Origin of the sequence: Vibrio atypicus (genome assembly GCF_009811315.1) — a bacterium.
GTDB classification, from domain to species: domain Bacteria; phylum Pseudomonadota; class Gammaproteobacteria; order Enterobacterales; family Vibrionaceae; genus Vibrio; species Vibrio atypicus.
In genome coordinates this window covers 517,118-538,925 of record NZ_BLID01000001.1, presented here as the reverse complement: position 1 = coordinate 538,925, position 21,808 = coordinate 517,118, and the positions used below count along the sequence as shown (strand labels likewise).

General features: G+C 43.8%; 26 protein-coding genes and 1 riboswitch. Of the genes, 13 read left to right on the top strand and 13 right to left on the bottom strand.

The genetic code is table 11. The annotated features are described in order from the left end of the window. The first annotated feature begins 60 nt into the window (after positions 1-60). Positions 61-213, top strand: coding sequence for a hypothetical protein (locus GVO60_RS22390; RefSeq protein ID WP_167522322.1), 153 nt, complete (start codon positions 61-63; stop codon positions 211-213). 49 nt (positions 214-262) lie between these two features. Here GVO60_RS22390 and GVO60_RS02410 read toward each other — a convergent pair whose 3' ends face one another. Then, on the bottom strand, positions 263-1,156 hold the full coding sequence (locus GVO60_RS02410) for a LysR family transcriptional regulator (RefSeq protein WP_159651002.1): 894 nt from the start codon (positions 1,154-1,156) through the stop codon (positions 263-265). Between the two features lie 95 nt (positions 1,157-1,251). Beyond that, entirely contained in the window at positions 1,252-2,082 is an 831-nt protein-coding gene (locus GVO60_RS02405) for an HDOD domain-containing protein (protein WP_159651001.1), read from the bottom strand. A 156-nt stretch (positions 2,083-2,238) separates the two neighbouring features. After that, positions 2,239-2,352, top strand: a riboswitch (TPP riboswitch). Positions 2,353-2,454: 102 nt separating this feature from the next. Here GVO60_RS02405 and thiD point away from each other — a divergent pair. Further along, on the top strand, positions 2,455-3,285 hold the full coding sequence (gene thiD, locus GVO60_RS02400) for a bifunctional hydroxymethylpyrimidine kinase/phosphomethylpyrimidine kinase (RefSeq protein ID WP_159651000.1): 831 nt from the start codon (positions 2,455-2,457) through the stop codon (positions 3,283-3,285). 160 nt (positions 3,286-3,445) lie between these two features. Then, positions 3,446-4,192 carry a phosphatase PAP2 family protein gene (locus GVO60_RS02395; protein WP_159650999.1) on the top strand — a complete coding sequence of 249 codons (747 nt, stop codon included), beginning with the start codon at positions 3,446-3,448 and terminating at the stop codon, positions 4,190-4,192. Positions 4,193-4,246: 54 nt separating this feature from the next. Here GVO60_RS02395 and GVO60_RS02390 read toward each other — a convergent pair whose 3' ends face one another. The 3 genes from GVO60_RS02390 to GVO60_RS02380 form a co-directional block, all read right to left on the bottom strand. Further along, the gene (locus GVO60_RS02390; protein WP_159650998.1) at positions 4,247-4,537 is read right to left on the bottom strand and encodes a hypothetical protein; all 291 of its coding nucleotides are present in this window, start codon (positions 4,535-4,537) and stop codon (positions 4,247-4,249) included. 238 nt (positions 4,538-4,775) lie between these two features. Beyond that, positions 4,776-5,045, bottom strand: coding sequence for a DksA/TraR family C4-type zinc finger protein (locus tag GVO60_RS02385; RefSeq protein WP_159650997.1), 270 nt, complete (start codon positions 5,043-5,045; stop codon positions 4,776-4,778). Positions 5,046-5,194: 149 nt separating this feature from the next. Continuing rightward, complete coding sequence (locus GVO60_RS02380; protein WP_159650996.1) at positions 5,195-6,280, bottom strand: permease; 1,086 nt, start codon at positions 6,278-6,280, stop codon at positions 5,195-5,197. Between the two features lie 205 nt (positions 6,281-6,485). On the opposite strand from GVO60_RS02380, the gene GVO60_RS02375 reads away from it, so the two are divergent. The 6 genes from GVO60_RS02375 (at position 6,486) to GVO60_RS02355 (ending at position 9,224) form a co-directional block, all read left to right on the top strand. Continuing rightward, on the top strand, positions 6,486-6,707 hold the full coding sequence (locus tag GVO60_RS02375) for a DUF1289 domain-containing protein (protein WP_307761762.1): 222 nt from the start codon (positions 6,486-6,488) through the stop codon (positions 6,705-6,707). 108 nt (positions 6,708-6,815) lie between these two features. After that, positions 6,816-6,965, top strand: coding sequence for a hypothetical protein (locus tag GVO60_RS22385; RefSeq protein WP_167522321.1), 150 nt, complete (start codon positions 6,816-6,818; stop codon positions 6,963-6,965). Between the two features lie 130 nt (positions 6,966-7,095). Then, complete coding sequence (locus GVO60_RS02370) at positions 7,096-7,389, top strand: ArsR/SmtB family transcription factor (RefSeq protein WP_159650994.1); 294 nt, start codon at positions 7,096-7,098, stop codon at positions 7,387-7,389. Further along, entirely contained in the window at positions 7,376-7,948 is a 573-nt protein-coding gene (gene sigZ / locus GVO60_RS02365; protein WP_159650993.1) for an RNA polymerase sigma factor SigZ, read from the top strand. The genes GVO60_RS02370 and sigZ overlap by 14 nt, the downstream gene beginning before the upstream one ends. Before the next feature lie 107 nt (positions 7,949-8,055). Then, the gene (locus GVO60_RS02360; RefSeq protein ID WP_159650992.1) at positions 8,056-8,745 is read left to right on the top strand and encodes a glutathione S-transferase family protein; all 690 of its coding nucleotides are present in this window, start codon (positions 8,056-8,058) and stop codon (positions 8,743-8,745) included. 92 nt (positions 8,746-8,837) lie between these two features. Then, positions 8,838-9,224 (top strand): MAPEG family protein, encoded by a 387-nt coding sequence (locus tag GVO60_RS02355; protein ID WP_159650991.1) that lies wholly within the window; start codon positions 8,838-8,840, stop codon positions 9,222-9,224. Between the two features lie 47 nt (positions 9,225-9,271). Here the strand turns inward: GVO60_RS02355 and GVO60_RS02350 are convergent, their stop codons facing one another. Next, positions 9,272-10,294 (bottom strand): acyltransferase, encoded by a 1,023-nt coding sequence (locus GVO60_RS02350; RefSeq protein ID WP_159650990.1) that lies wholly within the window; start codon positions 10,292-10,294, stop codon positions 9,272-9,274. A 326-nt stretch (positions 10,295-10,620) separates the two neighbouring features. Between GVO60_RS02350 and GVO60_RS02345 the strand changes: the two genes are divergently transcribed. The 3 genes from GVO60_RS02345 to GVO60_RS02335 all read left to right on the top strand — a co-directional run bounded on the left by GVO60_RS02345 (position 10,621) and on the right by GVO60_RS02335 (position 13,711). Next, a complete protein-coding gene (locus tag GVO60_RS02345) occupies positions 10,621-11,208 on the top strand; it encodes a TetR/AcrR family transcriptional regulator (RefSeq protein ID WP_159650989.1) in 588 nt (195 codons plus the stop codon). Between the two features lie 104 nt (positions 11,209-11,312). After that, on the top strand, positions 11,313-12,164 hold the full coding sequence (locus GVO60_RS02340) for an alpha/beta hydrolase (protein ID WP_159650988.1): 852 nt from the start codon (positions 11,313-11,315) through the stop codon (positions 12,162-12,164). Between the two features lie 158 nt (positions 12,165-12,322). Beyond that, a complete protein-coding gene (locus GVO60_RS02335; RefSeq protein ID WP_159650987.1) occupies positions 12,323-13,711 on the top strand; it encodes an SLC13 family permease in 1,389 nt (462 codons plus the stop codon). Between the two features lie 96 nt (positions 13,712-13,807). Here the strand turns inward: GVO60_RS02335 and speB are convergent, their stop codons facing one another. Then, complete coding sequence (gene speB, locus GVO60_RS02330) at positions 13,808-14,734, bottom strand: agmatinase (RefSeq protein ID WP_159650986.1); 927 nt, start codon at positions 14,732-14,734, stop codon at positions 13,808-13,810. After that, complete coding sequence (gene speA, locus GVO60_RS02325) at positions 14,735-16,645, bottom strand: arginine decarboxylase (protein WP_162596526.1); 1,911 nt, start codon at positions 16,643-16,645, stop codon at positions 14,735-14,737. Positions 16,646-16,934: 289 nt separating this feature from the next. On the opposite strand from speA, the gene GVO60_RS02320 reads away from it, so the two are divergent. Then, positions 16,935-17,456: a DUF2058 domain-containing protein gene (locus GVO60_RS02320; RefSeq protein WP_159650985.1), complete on the top strand. Its 522-nt coding sequence runs from the start codon at positions 16,935-16,937 to the stop codon at positions 17,454-17,456. 247 nt (positions 17,457-17,703) lie between these two features. Here GVO60_RS02320 and cspE read toward each other — a convergent pair whose 3' ends face one another. From cspE to GVO60_RS02295, 5 genes are all read right to left on the bottom strand, one after another. Continuing rightward, positions 17,704-17,916, bottom strand: a complete 213-nt coding sequence (cspE, locus tag GVO60_RS02315; RefSeq protein WP_159650984.1) for a transcription antiterminator/RNA stability regulator CspE — start codon at positions 17,914-17,916, stop codon at positions 17,704-17,706. A 296-nt stretch (positions 17,917-18,212) separates the two neighbouring features. Further along, positions 18,213-19,436 carry a beta-ketoacyl-ACP synthase gene (locus GVO60_RS02310; RefSeq protein WP_159650983.1) on the bottom strand — a complete coding sequence of 408 codons (1,224 nt, stop codon included), beginning with the start codon at positions 19,434-19,436 and terminating at the stop codon, positions 18,213-18,215. Next, entirely contained in the window at positions 19,433-20,158 is a 726-nt protein-coding gene (locus GVO60_RS02305) for a 3-ketoacyl-ACP reductase FabG2 (protein ID WP_159650982.1), read from the bottom strand. The genes GVO60_RS02310 and GVO60_RS02305 overlap by 4 nt, the downstream gene beginning before the upstream one ends. Then, positions 20,155-20,619 (bottom strand): hotdog family protein, encoded by a 465-nt coding sequence (locus GVO60_RS02300; protein ID WP_159650981.1) that lies wholly within the window; start codon positions 20,617-20,619, stop codon positions 20,155-20,157. Before GVO60_RS02300 ends, GVO60_RS02305 begins: the two co-directional genes overlap by 4 nt. Further along, complete coding sequence (locus GVO60_RS02295; protein ID WP_159650980.1) at positions 20,612-21,799, bottom strand: beta-ketoacyl-[acyl-carrier-protein] synthase family protein; 1,188 nt, start codon at positions 21,797-21,799, stop codon at positions 20,612-20,614. The genes GVO60_RS02300 and GVO60_RS02295 overlap by 8 nt, the downstream gene beginning before the upstream one ends. Positions 21,800-21,808 lie beyond the last annotated feature (9 nt).

The window sequence follows — 21,808 nt, the reverse complement described above, 5'->3', positions numbered from 1 at the left end:
AAATAGTCGCATCTTTTCGTTATCGATACTTTGTCTGATAACCATGGAGGAGGTTTGGCTATGTTACCACTAGGTTTATTTGCATTAGGTGTATTCTTATTTTTAGGCTGCTGGGTTGTTCAACACGGTTTACCAGTTTTAGGTATGAAGCTCGATGAAGCTGATCTACTACTCATCTCAGAAATGTCTGGTGAAGATGTTCTAGAAGCATAAAAGTGCAAAAACAGAGAAAAAGGAGCCTAATTTGGCTCCTTTTTGCTTTCTAGCTTACGTTGAGTTGCTGATTCAATAATTGCTTAATGGTTTTAAATCGCGCCGGAATTTGTCTGTAGCGTTTTGTGAGTAAATAGAGAGTTTCAATCACTTCATTTTGAGGTTGGTACATTGCAATTTGGTCTTTGTGTGCAAAAGTATCCAAAGCACTTTTGGGTAAAACAGTGAAACCAAGCCCTTGTGCAACAGGCAATAGGATTTGACTTAATTGGTTGACGTAGCCACTCACCGGTAACTGATGGATACTAATCCCTGCTAATGGTTTTTCTCCACACTGTGATAGGTAAATTGATAAGTAATGTTCGACGTCTGGATGGGCAATCAAACCAATTTGCTTTAACTTTTCTAGATTCAATGCCGTGCCTGCTTCTTGTTTAGGCAACATTAAGCAGAGTGGCTCATAACCCAGCTTCTCCGACTCTACTCGTGGGTCCGTGATGGCTTGAGTCACAATACCTAAATCGGTTTCCCCAGAAATAATATCCGCAAGAATTTTATGATGTGGTGCGGCTTCGACATGAGGGACCAAAGTTGGATATTTACATTGTAAATTAAGCAGGTTTGGGTACAAAAGTAAGGCTAGAGAGCCAGAGCAAGAGAGCGATATTTTGCCAGAGTGCGGATCATCTTGATTGAGTGATTCAAGCATTTCAGATTGGCGTATATCCAGTTGCTTAGCGTAGTCATAAACGGTTTTCCCCGCTTCTGTAATTTCAAAACTCTTGTTGTGCCTTTCTATCAATGCATGCCCACAAGCTTGCTCTAACTTTTTTATATGTTGGCTCACACCAGGCTGTGTCATAAAAAGGCGATCAGCGGTTTTAGTAAAATGTTTGGTGTCGATCAGAGTGATGAACGTTTTCATCCAGGCAGGGTTGAGCATACAAAAATCGCATAACAATTAATAATGATGTTTAGTTTATGTGATAACTGCGAGTTTTGATAGTGATGGGCGTATGGGGTGTTATCCCCATAAATTTAGGCCGCGTGAAGCTGGTGCGCGAGCTGTTTGCCTTCACCTCTATATCGATTAACCGTCGTAAAAAAGGTGCTAGAGATGTGGAGTAAACGCGCGTCTGGGTGTTCTGCGATATAACGCCCTTTAGATTCATCACTCTGTAGCTTGTCCCAGTCTCTGTGAATAGAGCGAGCAAAGTGGAGTGCAGTGGCCATTTTCGGTGAAAGCTCTGCATCACGAGGTTCATCAAAATTGGCAATCGCATCGACCATCTCATCTGGAAACTTCCAGCTTTTCGCCAGCTTAGCACCCAAAGTTGGGGCTGTGATATCCAAAATCTCTTCCTGGACTGCGATTGGGTTTTCCCCCGCTTCTGCTCGCTGAGCAATGATTTTGGCCTCATCCGGTACCAATGCGTGAATCATTAGTTCGCCAATATTATGCAACACGCCTGTGGTGAAGGTTTCATTTTGGTCCATGTCTGTTTCGTCAGCAATTTTGCTTGCGATAATAGAAACCTCGAACGTTTCTTCCCAATAAGCGCTCATATTGAGCGTTTTGATTTTTGGGAAAGCACTCGACAATACGGAAGCTACGACAAGAGTTCGAACGGGCGCTGTCCCGACACGAATTAACGCTTCGTTCACGGAAGAGATGGTTCTGTTTCCGCCAAAATATGCAGAGTTAGCCATTCTAAGTAGTCGGGCGCTGAGAACCTGATCGGTCGCTATTTTCTTCGAGAGCTCATCGAAGTTCACATCGTCTTGAGTCACCATATCAAGTAACTCTTGCAATAATTGTTGTATTCGGGGTAGCTCGTTTAGGCGAGAGAGCAATTCCTCCTGGCTCATTAGATCGCTCCTGCGTTTTAGATGAACTTATTTACTATAGGTTATGGTCGTAATTTGGTAAATACGCGAGGAAATTGGGATATTCAATGAGTGGCAGGGTATAGAAGAGAAAGAAAATGTAGATGTATTGAACTGAGTAATACTGCTATCATTTGCGGGAAATAGTCGGGGAGCCAGACCACGGATTGTGGAAATGGCTGAGATCGCAGTGCGAGACCCGTTGAACCTGATTCAGTTAACACTGACGTAGGGAACTATTTGCGCCAGCCTTCGTAATGTTCGCTTTATAATGAATCAGGCTTTGCGCACTTGCCTTCGATAGATAACCTTTCGTGGTCGAGAGTTCCTGTACGTCTTGTAATAGGAGCATCTATGCCACATTCACAAGACACAACTCCCATCGTTCTTACCATTGCCGGCTCTGATAGTGGTGGAGGGGCAGGTATCCAAGCGGATATTAAAACCATTTCAGCAACGGGCAGTTACGCTTGCTCAGTCATTACCGCGATAACTTCGCAAAACACGCTCGGTGTGTCTGCTATTCATCCAATTCCGGTTGAGCATGTTGAAACTCAATTAGATGCTGTTTTTTCAGATCTCAATGTCGCGGCTGTCAAAGTCGGTATGCTTGCCGATGTTGAGATCATCAATATGGTCGCGAAGAAGATTCGTCAATATCGTCCTGAATATCTCGTGGTTGACCCGGTTATGATCGCGACTAGTGGTGATTTACTCCTCAAGCATCGCGCAATTGATGTATTAAAACGTGAGCTGTTACCTCTGGCTGATTTAATTACTCCTAACTTGCCTGAGGCGGCTGCCTTGATTTCATGTTCAGTACCAAAAACAGAAGAGGAAATGGGTTCCATGATCGAACCGCTTCGCGCTTTAGGAGCGCAAGCTGTATTGTTAAAAGGCGGCCACTTAGAGAGTGACACTAGCAGCAATGATCTTCTTATTGAGCGTGACAGGAGTGAATTGCTTCGAGCAAAACGCATTGATACCCCAAATACGCACGGAACTGGTTGTACACTTTCATCGGCGATTGCTTCTTATCTTGCTCAGGGTAATCGTCTTCATAAAGCGGTGTATTTAGGGAAGCAATACATTGCTCAAGCGATATCGCATGCCGATGAGCTCAGTATTGGCCAAGGCTATGGTCCTGTTAATCACTTCTTTTCTGGGCATGTAAATGTAAGATAGTTTTAGGATGTATTAGTAATTTATTCCAAACGATACCTTGGAGATGATTTGTACAAAATGTGTCGAGGAACTTTCACCGAATTGACATGAAGTTGATAAAAAAGCCAATCTTTGAGCGTCTAATAAGCCTTATGTTGAAACAGGCTGTAGTGAAGCAAACGTGAAAGAATATCTATCGAATAAGCAATATGGCTTAGGTTTATTGGTCATCTTTTTATTAGTGGTTGCGCCAATGTCATTGTTGGTGAGTCACATTGATTTATTGAGTGACGTCTCTTTCACTACCGGTTTATTTATTACAGCGTTGACCGATTCTGCGGGATCTAAAGGCTTCCTTATCACTTTAGCTATTTTGCTAGCGGTAAGCTGGAAGTTGGTGGATTCTCCGAAAACGTTCTTTGCGAAGCTTGTTCAATTGGGCGTGATTTTAGTGATTGGTTTTGCCGCCAAAACGGGTTTGAAGCATATGACGGAGAGCCCACGCCCGTATACAGAATTGCTTTCTCATCAACTGCTGATCCCTCAGCCAGATCATTTTTATAAGCTAAATGCAGTTCAACAAGCCGATGTGATCGATCAGATTTCAGAGCAAGTGAGCAACTGGCGAACTCGTCATTGGCAGGGGGAAAAAGATTATTCATTCCCTTCAGGCCACACGATCTTTGCAGCGATTTGCCTAGCATTTTTTGGTGGTTTGTTTGTTCAGGAAAAGCAATATGGCTTAGCGGCATTAGTGGGGATCTGGGCGCTTGGCGTGGCATACAGTCGCTTGTGGCTAGGTATGCATCGACCAATCGATTTGGTGGGTTCGATTCTGTTTATCTGCGCTGTTTATTTATTAGTGCCTAAGTTCGATAAAATTAGCGATCGCGTTTTTACTATGCTGCCAGTACCAGCACATAAATAATCATCTGAAAGTTCAGAGTGCGTAGAATTTATCTACACACTCTGATGTTTTGACTTATAGGTCGCGCATAAGCGTTTCAAATTCTTCATTCGCTTCTCTAATAAGACGGTCTAATTCTTTCGCATCTTTATCATCGAGTGCGACCTGCCAACGCTGTTTGCCATGAGTCGCACATAGACGAGTATGCTTGCTTGTTTTCTCAAATTTTAGCTCTTCAAACTCTGCTTGATGGTGCTGTTTATTCTCAATGATATCCACGTCTAATTGGCCTATCGGGTTTATTTCTACGTGGGCGTGGAAGTGATTGGCATCTTGTAATTGATAGTTGCGGTGGACAGTAATCATGAGCAGCTCCTTGCTTTCGCTAACGACGTTTTAAACAAGTGTAGGCCACCTAATTACCTCGATGAGTGAAATAAATAGCAAGATTGATTTTGGTTAACTTTTGTTTGAGTTTTTCCGAGTGAGATGACTTAGTTTCTCCTCAATGGCTTTGATTGCCATCGTTACACCAATAGGTGTGTACGAGGGTATGGGTGGGGTGAATAGAAATGGCGAAGCGATTGAACTTCGCCATCTTTGGTTATCGTAGCTGACTATCTTTACTGGCTCGGCGATTATAGGCACTAAACTTTCTTTCTCGCGCATCTTCCTTCTCTTGGCACTCGATACAAAGCTCTACGCCAGGAAGGATGGTTCGACGAGCTAGGGGAATCGGCTCGCCACATTCCAAACAGTATTCAGTGTCGTTATGCTCATGGATAAGGTTTGCACGAGCGCGGTTAATTGCATCAATAACAGTGGCATCGATTTGATCTTGAACGCCACCATCTCTTGTAAATCCATTCGCCATAATGGTCTCCAAATGTAATGAATGACTAGGAGAGCATTATCGATTATTCACCTCTATTTGATAATATTTGGAATCGTGAATCACTATTACGGTACGGTAATAAATTGCAATGCAAAGCCCTTGGGACAAGAACTTTGCATTCAGTATGTTTAGCCAAAGATAAAGCTATACAAGAAGCCTGCACCAATGGCCATCCCTAAGATGACAGTCAAGAAGGCGGCAATCATTTGATTTTTGAAAATCGACTTAAGTAAGATTACTTCCGTTAAGCTTGCACCGGCGCTACCAATAATTAACGCCATCACCGAACCTAGCGCCATTCCTTTTTGGACCAGTGCCGCGCTAAGTGGAATCACAGCTTCCGCTCGAATGTAGAGAGGAATACCGATCACGGCAGCAACAGGAATTGCGTACCACTTGCCCGCACCGGCATTCTCAGCAATAAGCTCTGTGGGGATGAAGCCGTAAATAAACGAACCGATTGCGATACCCAACATCAGATAAGGGAATACTTGTTTAAAGTCTTTCCATGTTGAGTGCCAAATTTTTACCCAGCGGCTTGGCTCTGTCGTTTCAACAAGAGTGGCAGTGGCAGCGCCGTTTGAACCGCAGCAGCTAACTTCTACTTTTGGCTCTTCTTTTGTATTGCAGCAAGAGCTCTGTGTTGTCATTACAGGCGTAGGCTCGCTACATCCTGCTTTTGTTCCACATGAGTTAGCTTTTTTAGGCTCAGGCTTGCTGTCCCCACAACTCGTTTTGCAACTCGCGCTGTCAGCGGCTTGATAGGCTTCTGGTTTTACGTATTTTTCAAATCCAAGTTTTTCTAGCGCATAACCAGCAACAACCGATACTGTCATGGCGATCAAGAAGTAAAACAGCGCAACTTTCCAGCCAAATGTGACGATGAATAAGCCGATAATCACAGGGTTTAGCAGTGGGCTACCAAATAGGAACACCATCATCGGACCAAATCCAGCTCTAGCTCTTAGTAGGCCCTTTAAAAAAGGGATTGTTGAGCAAGAACAAAATGGAGTGATCGCACCCAATAGAGCGGCAACAACATAACCTTTTCCATTGCGAGAGCTAAGGATCGATTGGATCTTTTCGGGTGTTAGGAATTCCTGCAATACGCCAACAATATAGCTGATGGCCAGAAACAAGATGATTAGCTCAGTGGCTAAAAAAGCGAACATGTTGATTGCTTCGCTAGCCATATTCATGAGTTCATTGCTCATAGTGTTAGACTCCAAATTCATTTCTACTTTTCTCGAATTATAGAATTAAAACAGTTGAGATCAATAAATATTTCGATAAATCTCGAAATAAATAAGAGAGCTTATACTTTTCAATTAGATAGAAAGTTCGGATTGTTGCTAGTGGGAGGTGTTAGGTACTTATCCTTCACTCAATGCGAGCAGAGTCTAAACTCATTGATAAGAAGTGAACTGCGTGGAGCACGTATTGAGTTTTGAGAACAATAGTGACGTTATAAAGTGTCCGTGCGTACGAAACTGCTGCCTAGATGAGAACGATGTCTGTCTGGGATGTCATCGGACATTAGAAGAAATACTAAGCTGGACGAAGTTAACTAAGCAGCAAAAACAAGAAGTATTGAGTCGATGCAATGAGCGAAGCAAAGCTCGGGGGCGTCGACTATTTTGATGATATTCATTCCTTATTATTTATTTTGTAAAAACATCACTTTATCTTTGACCTCAATCATACTTGAGGTTTTATGCTTATCCTGAATTAACGCAAGGAGAGCAAATTATGCAAAATGGATATGTAAAAGACTTAGCAACGAAAACTTATCAAGAAGAGTTAACTAGAGAGTACTACAAGGGAAATGCGCGTCGTTTTCATTCACCAAGTTTTATTGTAGGCATTTTCTTAACCCTTGTGGTGAATGGCTTGTTTTAGTTTTGTCGCGCTATTCCTTTCGTGGATGAAAGGTTAACGCGCTCTAGAAAGTCGACGGGTTCTTCGGTTATGTTGCATGTGATATATATTTCCATTACTCTGGAAATATATCATTTGTAGTGAGATCAGCATGGAACTAGAAGTTGTCGCCAAAGCGTTAAAAGAGTTGGGTCATCCGACACGCTTATCTATTTATAAGAGTGTGGTTAAAGCGGGTTATCAAGGCATTGCAGTCGGTTCGATTCAAGAGCAGCTAGCTATTCCAGGTTCAACGCTTTCACATCACATCTCGAGTTTGGCGTCGGCGGGGCTTCTTAGTCAACGCCGCGAAGGTCGCACTTTGTTTTGTGTTGCTGAATATCAATGCTTAGCGGGTGTAATTGAATTCTTGCAAGCCGAATGTTGTAGCGATGAACGTTGTTAATCCTCCTTTAACTCTAGAGTCGGTTTGGGCTAAATATCAGCAGGCACTTAAGGCTTTTCTCCAATCTAAGGTCAGTAACCCTGACGATGTGGATGATTTGCTGCAAGAGATATTGATTAAAACTTATCAAAGTCTCTCAACAGTAAAAGAAGCAGAGAGCATCAAATCTTGGTTATTTCAGTTAGCAAATCGCACTATTATTGATTTTTACCGTAAACGGGCAAAACAGCAGCGCGATGGTGCTCTGCAAGCTGACGAATTATGGTTTGCAGAAGAAGAGGCTTCGCTAGAGCAACAAATGGCAACATGTATTCAGCCTTTTGTTGAAGCGTTACCTAGTGAGCAGGCGCAGTTGCTAGATGCCGTAGATCTAAAAGGTGAAAGCCAAAAGCTGTTGGCCCAAAAGGTTGGCGTGAGTTATTCAACATTGAAATCTCGAGTCCAAAAAGGTCGTATGGAACTTCGTAAACTGTTCGAAGGGTGCTGTACTTTAGAGCTTGATCAATATGGCAACCCTATTGATTGTGAAATAAAATCAGACAGTTGCACTCGTTGTTAAAATTAATCAAAAAAATTTTCACTCATTGGTCGTCTTTTTTATGACTCTCTCGTCTTAAGGGTGTAAGCGATGCAAAAAGGCATCCTCCTAAATGAGAAGAGTCGAAAATGATCAAGATTGTTAGTTTTAAAATTTGCCCATTCGTTCAACGCGTCACCGCTGCTCTAGAAGCAAACAAGATCCCGTATGAGATTGAATACATCAGTTTGAGTAACAAGCCTCAGTGGTTCTTAGAAGTTTCACCTAACGGACAAGTGCCATTGCTGATTACTGAGAGTGGAACGGCATTGTTTGAGTCTGATGCGATTGTTGAGTACATCGAAGATGAGTTTGGTCCGCTTGAGCAAGGTATTAGCAATGAGCAACGCGCTTTAGATAGAGCATGGAGTTACTTAGGATCAAAGCATTACTTGCCTCAATGTGGCGCGATGAGCAGCAGCACTCAGGATACCCTAGAAGAGAGAGTGGAGAAGCTAGCGAAAGCGTTCGACAAAGTGGAGCGTAAGCTGGTGGGCCCTTTATTTAAAGGCGAGCAATTGAGTAACGTCGATATTGCTTGGCTACCTCTCCTGCACCGTGCAAGTATTATTAAATCGCGTATCTGTTTCGATATGCTTAAAGGTTTTCCAAAAGTTCAAATGTGGCAGACACATTTGATGGATTCGGGATTGGTGGCGAAGACTGTATCAGGGGATTTTGAACAAGCATTCTCAGACTTTTATCTATCTGATAAGACCTTTCTAGGAAAAGGAGAAGACTGTAAAACGTCGTCTGGTTGCAGCACGAATTGTTGCTAATGGCACATCCTGTATTTTTATTGCCTCGCTGTTCAGCGGGGCTTTTTTATGTTTAATTGAACATTCAATAACAGCGAACAAGGAGTAGTTTGATGGTCACAGCGCTTTATGCAGCGATTTTAGCAGGGATAATGATTTGGTTGTCTGTTGAAGTCATTAAGCAGCGACGCAAAGCCCAAGTCAAATACGCTGATGGTGGAGTAGACGCATTACAAATGGCAAGAAGTGCGCATAGCAATGCGGTTGATTACGTTCCCATTACTCTCATCTTAATGGCTTTACTTGAATACAATGGGGCGGGTTTGTGGTTGATACACCTTTGTGGGATAGCGTTCGTTGTTGGGCGGGTACTTCATGCGAGAAGTATTTTGGCCGATAAGCTCAAAGGTCGAATTACCGGAATGAAGCTGACGTTTGTGGTTATCGTCACGCTCATCGCTCTGAATTTGTTTTATCTCCCATTTGAAAGGCTTTGGTAGTTGTCGAGTGTCATTAAAAAAGCGATGGCTTGACCATCGCTTTTTTTCTACCTGAATAACCAGCGATAAAGCGGCGTTTTAGACAACCCTAACACCAGTAGTAACGTGATGATGAGTGTCCCGGAGAGTACCACTGCGTCTTTGGTTAAATCGGTTAATTCATTAAAGCGCACGAAGTTCATCATGAGAATGATAATAGGCAAGTGCGCAACGTAGATTGGTAACACATATTTTGAAAGTGAAGTGAGCCGTAACCCTTCTCCAAGCTCTGGCTTTGTTAGCAACCATAGAAACAAGCCACTTCCCCACAAGCAAGTACCAAGCAAGAAGTCATTACCATTAAATGGCTGTTCAAAATTGGAAAGCATGTAGGCTTCACTAAAGTGCATTGCCATTCCTATCGCCGCAATGGTTAGGGCTTGCTTACTTGTGGTTTGAATATTTCTTTCTCGAATAGCAAAACCTATAGCAAATAATAGTGTACTGAAGAAAGGTCCGTTGCGGGTGAAAAAGGGTGATCCGATCCCTGTTAACACTTCATAACTGCCTGCCAATACGCCATAGCCATACAGAATAAATCCGATCGGCACAAATAGGCTTAGCTTGTTAAGTTTAGCGAGTATCGCAGCAATGATTGCAGCCGACATTAATGCGGGAATAAACCATAAATGAACTAAGCCGCCTTCCAATATCGTGTTGAGTGGTGTTTGAGCGAGAAAATCCCAGTAACCTTGTCGTTCTGTTAAATATCCTTGTTCTATAACCGTTTGCAAATTGAAAGGCATCAACAGGCAAATAATGCTCCATACAACAAAAATACGAATTAGCGGCGAAAGATACTGTTTCAAAGTTGAGATGGGGTCTACGATTAATTTGGGTTGTATTAAATAACCGGAGATGAGGAAAAACAGAGGCACTGCGAACCGTGTAGTTTGGTTAAAAACGTAACCAAACCAAGGCGTACCTTCATACTGCCAGTAAGAAAGAAACATCTGGCAATGCATGGCAACAATCGCAAGGATCGCCACAACACGACCTAGCTCAATACTGGAAATTTTTTTGTGACTCATAACGTGTATTAAAAAGGAAAATAAACGGCGACACTAGCAGTTATCTATTCATCAAAAAATGATTTTGATGCATGTTTTGCTCGTGATATGAGCACCGTATACCGAGACTGAGAGAGATATCTCTCTTTCCTGTTTATCAAGTATTTTATTTTCTTATCAATAGCTTTGCTTGTATTTGTTTGGGCAATTGACTTATCGCTTTCTTCTCATCTCACAGAGGGACATAAGGTAAAACTACCCAAAGCTGTTATCGTTCTTCGAGATAAAAATTTGCAAAAAAGAACGAGTGTGCTAAAAATAGTTTTAAGTACTTTAGAGAGTGTTGTATGAGTAAAGGCAAAATTACCCGGGATAATATTCTAAGTAATGCGTTTAAGCTTGCCAGTGAGAATGGTTTAGAAAGCTTAACCATTGGGGAATTAGCTAAGCAGTGCGGTATGTCAAAGAGCGGACTATTTGCTCACTTTAACTCCAAGGACAATTTGCAAACCTCGGTGTTGGAGTATGCCAATCTTATCTTTACTCAACGGGTTATAGCACCTGCGCGTGAACAAACATCACTATCCATTGAACAAAAGCTAACCACGCTACTGGATAATTGGTTAGGTTGGAATCATTCGTTTCAGGGCAGTTGTATGTTTCTCGATGCTTGGAAAGAAACAGGGTCCGATGCTCCACCGACTCAACAAGTACTGAAAAAAACCATCGCAACTTGGATTGAGTATTTACGTATTCAAATTGCGAAAGGGGTAGAGAACGGTGAATTTCGCCAAGACCTCGACCCTAAACAGGCAACATTTGAGCTGTATGGCCTGTATTTAAGTGCTCACCTGTTCTACTCCCTACACGGGGAAGAGGCGAGCTACCAGCATTTTTGGCAAGGTGTGAAGCGCCTGATAGCTAGCTGGAAATAGAATCGATATAAGCTGAGTGTCTCACTTGGCTTATTATTTAAATTAAAATAGCACGGTCGTTCGCTTTTGGTGGGTGTCGATAGTGAACGAAAAGGACAAAGACCATGAGTGAGAAGATCTACTTTAATACTTCCAATAAATTCAGTGTGAAGAAGAGTTTAGTAAACATCACGACACGTCTTCATCATACGGTGGCACCGAAGCACGCAGAGAAAACAGCTCGTAAGTTACTGCTGACTCCGGTAAGGACGAAACCTAAAAATACAGAGCCAGAGGGCTTGGTTCGAGGGGAGGTGGTCTCTAAAGAGGGGACATTGCAGACTTACCAGTTGGGGAGTGGACCTGTTTGGATCTTAACTCATGGTTGGTCTGGTAGTGCGAGTCAGTTTTTCCCGCTGATGGAGCATATTGCAAGCCGCGGTTTCACTGCTTTGGCTTATGATCATCCAGCACATGGTCAGAGTGAGGGTATGTACGGTCATATCCCGGCATTTGTACATGGGCTTGAAGCTATTTTAGATAGTGTGGACGAGGTTGCTGGGCTTGTTGGCCATAGCATGGGTACTGCGTCCTCAATAGAGTGTCATCACCAAAAGTTGGCTGATAAACCTTTCTTATTGATTGCACCGGTACTGGATTATTTAGAAAACTTATTTGGTAGTGTGGCGCGTTCTGGGTACTCGATGCGTCTATTTAATGCTGTGGTATCTGAGATTGAAGAGCAATATCGTTATCCAATTCAATCGGTTGATCCATACAATAAACTTAAACTTCGCACTGCAGCGACTATTATTGTCCATGATGAGGGGGATAAATTCACTAAGTTCTCGGTATCACAACGAGCAGCGGATGAGATGAGTAATGTTTCATTGGTGGCGACTCAGGGTCAAGGGCATGGCCGCGTTATGAAGTGTAAAGAGGTTATGCAAAGTTTCGATGAGTTGAGTGGTAACTAGTTAAAAGCTGTATGGGAACTTATTTAATTTATTCATGTGGTTAACAATTATAACCATGATGTTGATGTGGTTAACAAATTCGCAATGAAAAATATTTCCTAGTGAGCTTGTGTGGGATCATTTGCTATGCCACAAGGCCCTCATAAGGAAATATAATAATGAATAGAAATGATAGTGTCCCTTTGCCCAACAATACTCGAGAATGGTTCTTCAACCGCAACAGTATGATTATCCTTGCTGATATCGCTCTGTTTGCGGTTTTGTACTTTACTCTTCCTTTTGATCCTCAAGTCGTATTGGGGATCTGTATGCTGTTGTTCGTCGCGATTTTATGGCTGACAGAGGCACTTCACGTGACAGTTACCGCCATTTTAGTGCCAATAATGGCGGTATTGTTTGGTGTGTTTGATACTCAAACCGCATTGAATAACTTTGCTAACTCAATCATCTTTCTTTTCCTCGGTGGCTTTGCATTAGCCGCAGCCATGCACCGTCAAGGGTTAGATAAAGTAATTGCCGACAAGGTGCTGATCTTAGCCAAGGGTAAAATGAGCGTCGCAGTTTTTATGCTGTTCGGCGTGACTGCTGCATTGTCAATGTGGATCAGTAATACTGCGACCACGGCAATGATGTTGCCTCTCGTTCTGGGTGTTTTAAGTAAAGTAAATTCAGAAAGTGGTCACAAGACCTATGTTTTCGTTCTTCTTGGTATTGCCTACAGTGCAAGTATTGGTGGTATCGCGACAATTGTTGGTAGCCCACCGAATGCGATAGCAGCGGCAGAAGTAGGGCTGACATTTACTGAATGGATGAGCTTTGGTGTACCGACAACCCTGATTTTACTGCCTGTTGCGATAGCGGTTCTTTATGCTGTATTGAAGCCAAAGCTAGATGGTCAGTTTGAGTTAAACCATGACGCAGTGAACTGGGACAAGGGCAAAGTTGTGACATTGGCTATTTTTGCTGCGACAGTTTGCTTGTGGATCTTCAGTAAGCCTATCAACGCAATGATTGGCGGATACGCTAAGTTTGATACTGTTGTGGCGCTGGGTGCGATTGTCGCGGTGAACTTTGCGCGCGTTGTGCATTGGAAAGATATTGAGAAGACGGCGGACTGGGGCGTTTTGCTGCTCTTTGGTGGCGGTATCTGTTTGAGTAATGTTCTTAAAGCAACAGGAACCAGTGTCTTCTTAGCGAACGGCTTGAGCGAGATGATTGCTCATCTAGGAATTTTCTTCATTATCGCTGTGATTGCTGTGTTTGTGGTTTTCCTGACTGAGTTTGCTAGTAATACGGCGAGTGCGGCTCTATTGATTCCTATTTTTGCGAGTGTGGCAGAAGCGTTTGGTATGTCTCCAGTGATTCTGTCCGTATTGATCGCTGTTGCGGCTTCTTGTGCATTTATGCTGCCTGTAGCTACGCCACCGAATGCTATTGTGTTTGGCTCAGGCCATGTGAAGCAAAGCGAGATGATGAAGGTTGGTATTTTACTTAATATCGCTTGTATTGGTGCTCTTACTCTTATTGCGATGACTTTCTGGACTTAGAGTGAATCAGCGTTAATCTTAGGACAATAAAAAGGGTCAGCGTATGGGAATACGCTGACCCTTATTCTATTTAGCCGTGTTTAGACAGTTATTACGTCATTCGCTCTCGCGATTGAATGCCCAAGCGTACATCAGCTCAAGAGCGACAGTTGCGCCTGCTAGAGCAGTTAAATCACTGTGGTCATAAGGTGGAGATACTTCAACCACATCCATACCAACAATGTTTACGCCCGCCAAGCCACGTAGAATCTTCAACACCTTATCGGAGTTAAGGCCACCACATACAGGCGTACCTGTGCCCGGTGCAAACGCTGGATCCAAACAGTCAATGTCAAACGTCACGTAAACTGGTTTGTTGCCGATAATGTCACGAACGCGTGCGACGATGTCTTCGGCGCTTAAGTCGTTCGCTTCCATCGCGTTAATTACGTTGAAGCCGTGATCTTGCTGATCATACTCAGTACGAATACCAATTTGTACCGAGTGTTTAGGCGAGATCAGGCCTTCATTTGGCGCATGGTAGAACATGGTGCCATGGTCGTAGCTGCTTCCGTTTGCGTAAGTATCGGTGTGCGCATCGAAGTGAATCAATGCCATTTCACCGTGATGCTTCGCATACGCGCGCAGAATTGGCAGGGTGATGAAGTGATCACCACCTAATGCCAGCATAGTTTTACCACTCTTTAGAATCTCGCTTGTAGCAGCTTCTAAGCGGTATGTGAAATCTTCTGCATCACCACAGTCAAAGACCAAGTCACCTGCATCAATCACCTTAGCACGGTCAAAAACGTTAAAGTTCCATGGGAATTTATTGCCTTCCCATGCCAAGTTCACTGATGCGCGGCGAATCGCGTCTGGGCCCATACGAGCACCAGGGCGACCTGATGTTGCCATATCAAGTGGCACACCTAACACAACCAAATCTGCATCTGATGAGACCGGGTTGCGTAGATAAGGTCTACGCATGAAACTCATCGAGTTTGAATACAGTGAATAATCAGTTTTTGTGAACAAATCATTCATTTAGAAATCCTCTAAATAGGTGTAACCCGTTAGGCCACCTTCTAATTCTTGTAGTACCGTTTGTTGCTCGCTAGCTTCAACGCGCTCTGCAACAAGTTCACGGTAATTGTGACGAATCTTATCAACGTCAATGTGTACGTAGCGCATCATATCTTCAACGCTGTCACCTTCATCAATACGCTCAATGATGGCTTCGCCGTTTTCGTCGACGGTAACAACAGCACTATGTGTATCACCAAATAGGTTATGCATGTCACCAAGGATCTCTTGGTACGCGCCCACTAGGAAAAAGCCCATTAGGTACGGCTTGTCTGTTGTCCATGCAGGAACTGGCAGTGTAGTCTCAATGCCTTGCCCTTCAACGTATTGCTCAATTGCACCATCTGAGTCGCAGGTGATGTCGAGCATAACTGCGCGGCGATCTTCCACGTTTTCTAGTCCAGAAAGTGGTAGAACAGGGAACACCTGATCAATACCCCATGCATCTGGCAGTGACTGGAATAGCGAGAAGTTGACGAAGAACTTATCGGCTAATCGCTCGTTCAACTCGTCCAAAATAGGGCGGTGGAAGCGGTTTTTAGTGCTCATTTGGCGGCTTAGCTCGAAGTAAATTCTTAGCGAAAGCTGCTCAGCCCAAGCGCGTTGATGCAAGTTCAGTAGACCCATCGCGAATTGTGAGTGAACCTCAGACAAGTCACTTTGCGTGTCATTGTAAATTTCAATCAATGCACGAGCGTCACTTCCATCTTGCAGGTTCTCCCAGTTGCGCCACATGTTTTGCAGTAGCGTTGGGTCTTCCACACTTGGTGCACTTACCGCTTCTGGATGGTACGCCTCTGTGCCGATTACGTTTGTGATTAACACAGCGTGGTGCGCCGTTAATGAACGACCAGACTCTGAAATAATCACAGGCTCTGGCTGACCATATTGCTGACACACGTCACCCACAGTGCTGACAATGTTGCGAGCATACTCAATCAAGCCATAGTTCATTGAGTTGGAAGATTGGCTACGAGTACCGTCGTAATCGACCGCTAAGCCACCGCCAATATCAAAGAACTGGATGTCTGCACCCATTGCGCGCAATTCGCAGTAGAAGCGCGCAGATTCGTTCACACCGTTGCGAATGTCGCGAATGTTGGCCATTTGTGAGCCAAGGTGGAAGTGAACCAGTTGCATCGCATCGAGTTGGTCTTCTTTCTTAAGGCGTTCAATCACCGTCAAGACTTGAGAAGCCGCCAAACCAAACTTAGATTTCTCGCCGCCGCTTGATTGCCATTTGCCTGCGCCTTGAGAAGCCAGACGAATACGTAGACCTAAACGAGGTTTTACGCCTAAGCTTTTTGCTTCTTTTAGCACTAAATCAAGCTCTGACAGCTTCTCTAGTACGATGAATACTTTGTGGCCTAGCTTTTCACCAATTAGCGCTAGGCGAATGTATTCACGGTCTTTGTAGCCATTACAAACAATTACTGAGCTCGCTTTTTGTGCCAGAGCTAGAACTGCAAGTAGTTCAGGTTTACTGCCTGCTTCAAGGCCAAGCTGCTTAGTTTCTAGCTGCGCTTGGCTTTCCAAAATCTCATCAACCACTTCTTTTTGCTGGTTTACTTTAATCGGGTAAACCAACAAATAGTTATTCTTGTATTGGTATTCTTCAATTGCCTGGTTAAAGGCTTGGCAAATACCGTGCACGCGTTGGTGCAAAATTTGTGGGAATCGAACTAATACCGGCAGGTTTAGCTGCTTCTGTTCGAGTTGAGAAACAATGTTACTAAGTGGGACCTGATGCGCTTGGTCACTGCGAGGTGAAACATAAACTTCACCTTGGTTGTCGATACCGTAGAAGCCTTGGCTCCAGTAATGAACGTTGTAATCGGCGCGAACACGATCGAGTTTGGAAATGTTTTCCACATCTAATCTCACAAAGACAGAGAGAGTAAAACATGAATCAGAAGGACCTGAAATCATACCTGACACGGCGTGAATATAAGGCTCATGATGCTGCCGTGTGGAGCGCATTAACGGACAAAAAGCCATCAGAGTCTAACAAATTAAATTTGTCGAAAAGATAAGCAATTCTTCATATTCATTTTAGGTTTAATAGCCAGTTTTTTAATGCTCAGATTATTGTTTATCACTGGCTTTATTTGCTTTCCGTGAACCGTTAAAATGACGCTAAATTGAATCATTTGGATAGACCATGGCAAAACTAACACTTCAAGAGCAAATGCTAAAAGCAGGCTTAGTAAACGAAAAGAAACTTAAGAAAGCAAAGAAAGGCTCGAAGAAATCGCGTGTTCAAGCACGTGAAGTGAAAGCTGCCGTGGAAGAGAATAAACGCCTACAACAAAAGCGTGACAAAGCGTTGAGCTCTGAGCAGAAAGAGCAACGCCTAACGAAAGAGATTCAAGCGCAGATTAAACAGTTGATTGAGATGAACAAGCTTGATCAGAAAGATGGCGATATTAAATACAACTTTACTGACGGCACATTGGTTAAATCTCTTTACGTTGAGCCGTTAATCCGTGAGCAGTTGATTAAAGGTATTGTGGCGATTGCGCGTTATGAAGAGACCTACGTTGTGATTCCAAGCAGTGTAGCGAACAAGATTGCATTGCGTGATGAAAATACGGTTATTGAACAGCAAGCGCCAGCGGAAGATGTGCCAGCAGAAGACGATCCGTATGCAGATTTCGTCGTACCAGATGATCTGATGTGGTAATCAATTAAGCTCGAAAACTTAAGAATAATAAGCACCAATGTTGTCATGCGCGCGTTGGTGTTTTTTTATGTGTGTGCAAACTAGGTATGCGTGCAAAAAATAGGGCGCGAGCGAACAGGTAACGAGTTTATAGCAGAGTGGATTAAAAAGTGCGTAAGAGTAAGAGAGTTGTAGCTGTAGGGGGAAGTGTTTTGAGTGAAGCAGAAAAAATTAAGGGCAAGCTTTTCAGCTTGCCCTTAATAGGAAATTAAAGCACTACTACGTTAGCAGCTTGTGGGCCTTTTTGGCCTTGCTCAACTTCGAAAGAAACTTTTTGGCCTTCAGATAGAGTTTTGAAACCATCTGTAGCGATTGCACGGAAGTGAACGAATACGTCAGCGCCGCCGTTCTCTTGAGTGATGAAGCCGAAGCCTTTCTCTTCGTTAAACCATTTTACGATGCCGTTAGTTTTGTTAGACATAATGTGTCCCTTGTATAAATTTAATTAACTATTTGATATTGCACTGAAAACTTGAACTATTAAATGTAACTTGAAGCTAAGGGAAAATCTGAACATAACAACGGAATCGTATCAATTCTGAGGATTTACTTTTACTTAACGTTTCACTAATAACCCTGAATAACAGAGCGTGGTTATATTACGCCGAGACCTTAGCCGTGTAAAGCATTATTTGCCATTTAAGTTACAATCGTATGTCAGTGCTCCTTACTGCCTTTAATCAAGGCTGGCCGTGGTTTCCGTAGTGTCTACGAAAACTACAACTTCTTGAAGATAATAGAAGTATTGATACCACCAAAGGCAAAATTATTGCTCATCAGGTACTCCACTTCTAACTCTCGTCCACTACCAGTAATGTAGTCTAAGTTGCCGCATTGTTCATCTAGACTTTCAAGGTTTAATGTTGGGCTAAACCATCCGGTGTGCATCATTTCCAAGCTCAACCACGCTTCTATTGCGCCACAAGCGCCTAAAGTATGACCAAAATAGCTCTTTAGTGAACTGATTGGCACTTTACCTAAGGCATTCGCTGTTGCGTTACTTTCTGCGATATCGCCGCGATCAGTTGCTGTACCGTGTGCTGAAACATAATCGATTTTATCCGCTTCAATCCCTGCGTTTTGCAGCGCCATTTCCATACAGATTTGCATGGTTTCCATTTGTGGCTGGGTGACGTGGGCAGCATCACAGTTGCTCGCAAAGCCAATGATTTCAGCATAGATTTTAGCGCCGCGAGCTACTGCGTGTTCGTATTCTTCCAGTACAAGAGTACCGGCACCTTCACCGATCACTAAGCCATCACGACCTGCGTCATAAGGGCGAGGCGTCGACTTTGGTGACTCGTTTTTCAAACTGGTGGCAAATAAGGTATCGAAAACGGCTGATTCAGTTGGGCAAAGTTCTTCACCACCGCCTGCAACCATGACCGTTTGGTAGCCATGTTTAATCGCTTCATAAGCGTAACCAATCGCTTGGCTGCCAGATGTACATGCGCTGCTGGTTGGGATAACTCGACCTTTTAGGCCAAAGAACAAGCCAACGTTGACAGCCGTCGTGTGCGGCATCATCTGAACGTAGGTTGTCGCCGTAATCGCTTTGGTGGTTTTGTCATTCAGCATCACGCCAAATGCACCAATCGCATCGGTACTGCCTGTTGATGAACCGTAAGCAATGCCTGTTTGACCGTTAGTCAGCACATCGTTACCAATTAAACCTGCTTGATTCAGTGCGTTCTCAGTCGCAACGGTAGCGAGTTTAGAAACACGCCCCATACCACGGACTTGCTTGCGCTTATAATGTTTTGGAAGCTCAAAGTGTTCGACGGGCGCTGCAAGTTTGGTATTCAAGCCTTCGTATTGCTCGTACGAAGGCATGTATTGGGTTGCGTTCTCACAGGCTCGTAATTTGGGTTCAACAGCTTGCCAGTCATTACCAAATGCAGTAACACCGGACATACCTGTGACGACGACTCGGCGACTCATACTAGGCCTCCATTGACAGAAATGACTTGGCGAGTGACATACGAGGCAATATCAGACATCAAATAGCTGACAAGACCAGCAACTTCTTCTGGTTCACCCATACGACGCAGCGGAATTTGTGGCATTGCATGCTCTTTAACATGCTCATCGACCATACCGGTGTCGATCAAACCTGGCGCTACACAGTTAACGGTGATTTTTCTTTTAGCTAACTCAAGCGCGAGAGATTTCGTCGCACCAATCACACCCGCTTTCGCTGCGCTGTAGTTGGTTTGTCCGCGGTTACCCATTAGGCCTGAAACAGAGGCTAGCGTAACGATTCGTCCGCCTTTGCGCTTTTGCACCATTGGCATTACACAAGGATGAAGAACGTTGTAGAAGCTATCTAAATTAGTGTGAATGACACCATCCCACTCTTCTTCAGTCATGGCTGGGAAAGCCGTATCGCAAGTGATGCCAGCATTATTGACCACACCGTAGTATGCGCCATGTTCAGCGATGTCTGCTTCTAACTTTTCGCGACACTCTTCGCGGTTGCTAATATCAAATTGAATCAAACGACCGTTGCCGCCATTTGCTGCGATGGTGTCTAACGTTTCTTGAGCACCTTGTTGATCACCCATGTAATGGACGGCAATTGTGAATCCATCTTTGGCTAGCTGAATGGCAATCGCTTTACCTATGCCTTTGCTTGCACCTGTCACTAAGACTTGTCGGGTCATTGTTGACTCCTGATTTTCATTTCTTGTAATTTTTCGGGTGATGGAACGTAGACATTGAGTTGGCAACTGGCGATTTGCTGCTGCTCAAGTTCAATATGGGCTTTGAATACAGCCATGCCATTGTCTTCCATCATCTTTTCTGCATAGATATCGAGTAATTGTCCTTGGGCGAACATATCTATATCAGACGCGTAACGGCGGCTTCCTAACAAGAAACCAATTGGCGGTTCTTCATTTCGCTGCATGGCATGATAACCAGACCAAGCCGCGACAGATTGCGCCATAAATTCGATACCCACGTAAGCCGGAATGGTTTGTGAGTCCGAGTTGAAAAAGGGATTGCTTGCACTGATCTCTACTTGGCAGTGAATAGTATCTTGCTGAATATCAAGCGCACGATCAATTAAGATCATAGGCTTATCGTGTGGAAGGAGTTGATCAATACAAGGGTAGTTAGTCATGAGAGTAACCAAAAATTAAACTAATATTATTACCGCCAAACGCGAAAGAGTTGCTCAAAATGGCTTTGCCACCGAGCTTAATCGCGTTTTCTACCAGAGAAACTTCAATATCTTCAGCTTTGTTTTGGCAATTCTGTCGGGGTAATTCTAAATCGTGCTGTAAAATATGCCATGCTATTGCCGCTTCTGTTGCACTGGCTGCGCCCAATGTATGACCAGTAAGCGGTTTGGTGGAACTCACTGGAACGCTGTTACCAAATAGGCGGAAAATAGCTTTGCTTTCCATACTATCGTTGAGTGGAGTTGCAGTTCCATGCGCATTTACGTAGCCGATATCATTCGGTGTTAACCCAGCGTCATCGAGTGCTTTTTGCATTGCTTGCTCGGCCCCTTTACCTTCTGGGTGGGGCGCAGAAATATGATGGGCGTCTGAACTGTCTCCTGCACCTAGCAGGGCAATTGGAGCTGGTTCTTGGCTCAAAATCATAAAGGCTGCTGACTCACCAATGTTGATGCCATTTCTATTTTGATTAAAAGGCATACAAAGGTTTTGAGAAAGTGCTTCAAGGCCATTGAACCCGTTTAGAGTAAGACGACAAACCGTGTCGACGCCCCCTACAATTACCGCATCAACCAGTCCACTCATTAGTAGGTGTTTAGCGGTAATGAACACTCGACCGCTTGATGAGCAAGCGGTAGAAATCGAATAACATGGACCTGTGATGCCAAAATACTCGGCCACGAATTGGCTCGTATCGCCAAGTTCCTGTTGTTGGTAATGATAGCTGTCAGGAAAAGCATCTTGTTTTAGTTTGGCGTCGAAAGCGGTTTCACCATCTGAAATACCGGATGTGCTTGTGCCAATAATGACCGCAATATTGCCTGCACCATATTGTTCTATAGCTTGGTTAACTTTTGGCTCTATTTGCGACAATGCGGAAAGAGTGAGCCGATTGTTACGCGTGTCATAACGTGCGAAAGCTTTAGGCAGCTTCGCTAAATCTTCAGCAACTCGACCAATCACGGTCGAAGTTTGTGTATTCAGAATGTGGTCATCTGGCACCATATTCGATGCTCGCTGGCCCGTAATGCACTGATGGATATCCGCTGCGTTATGCCCCATAGCAGAATGAAAGCCACAGTCTTGAATATAAATTGGAGTCGGTATGTGTTTCGGCATGATGACTTT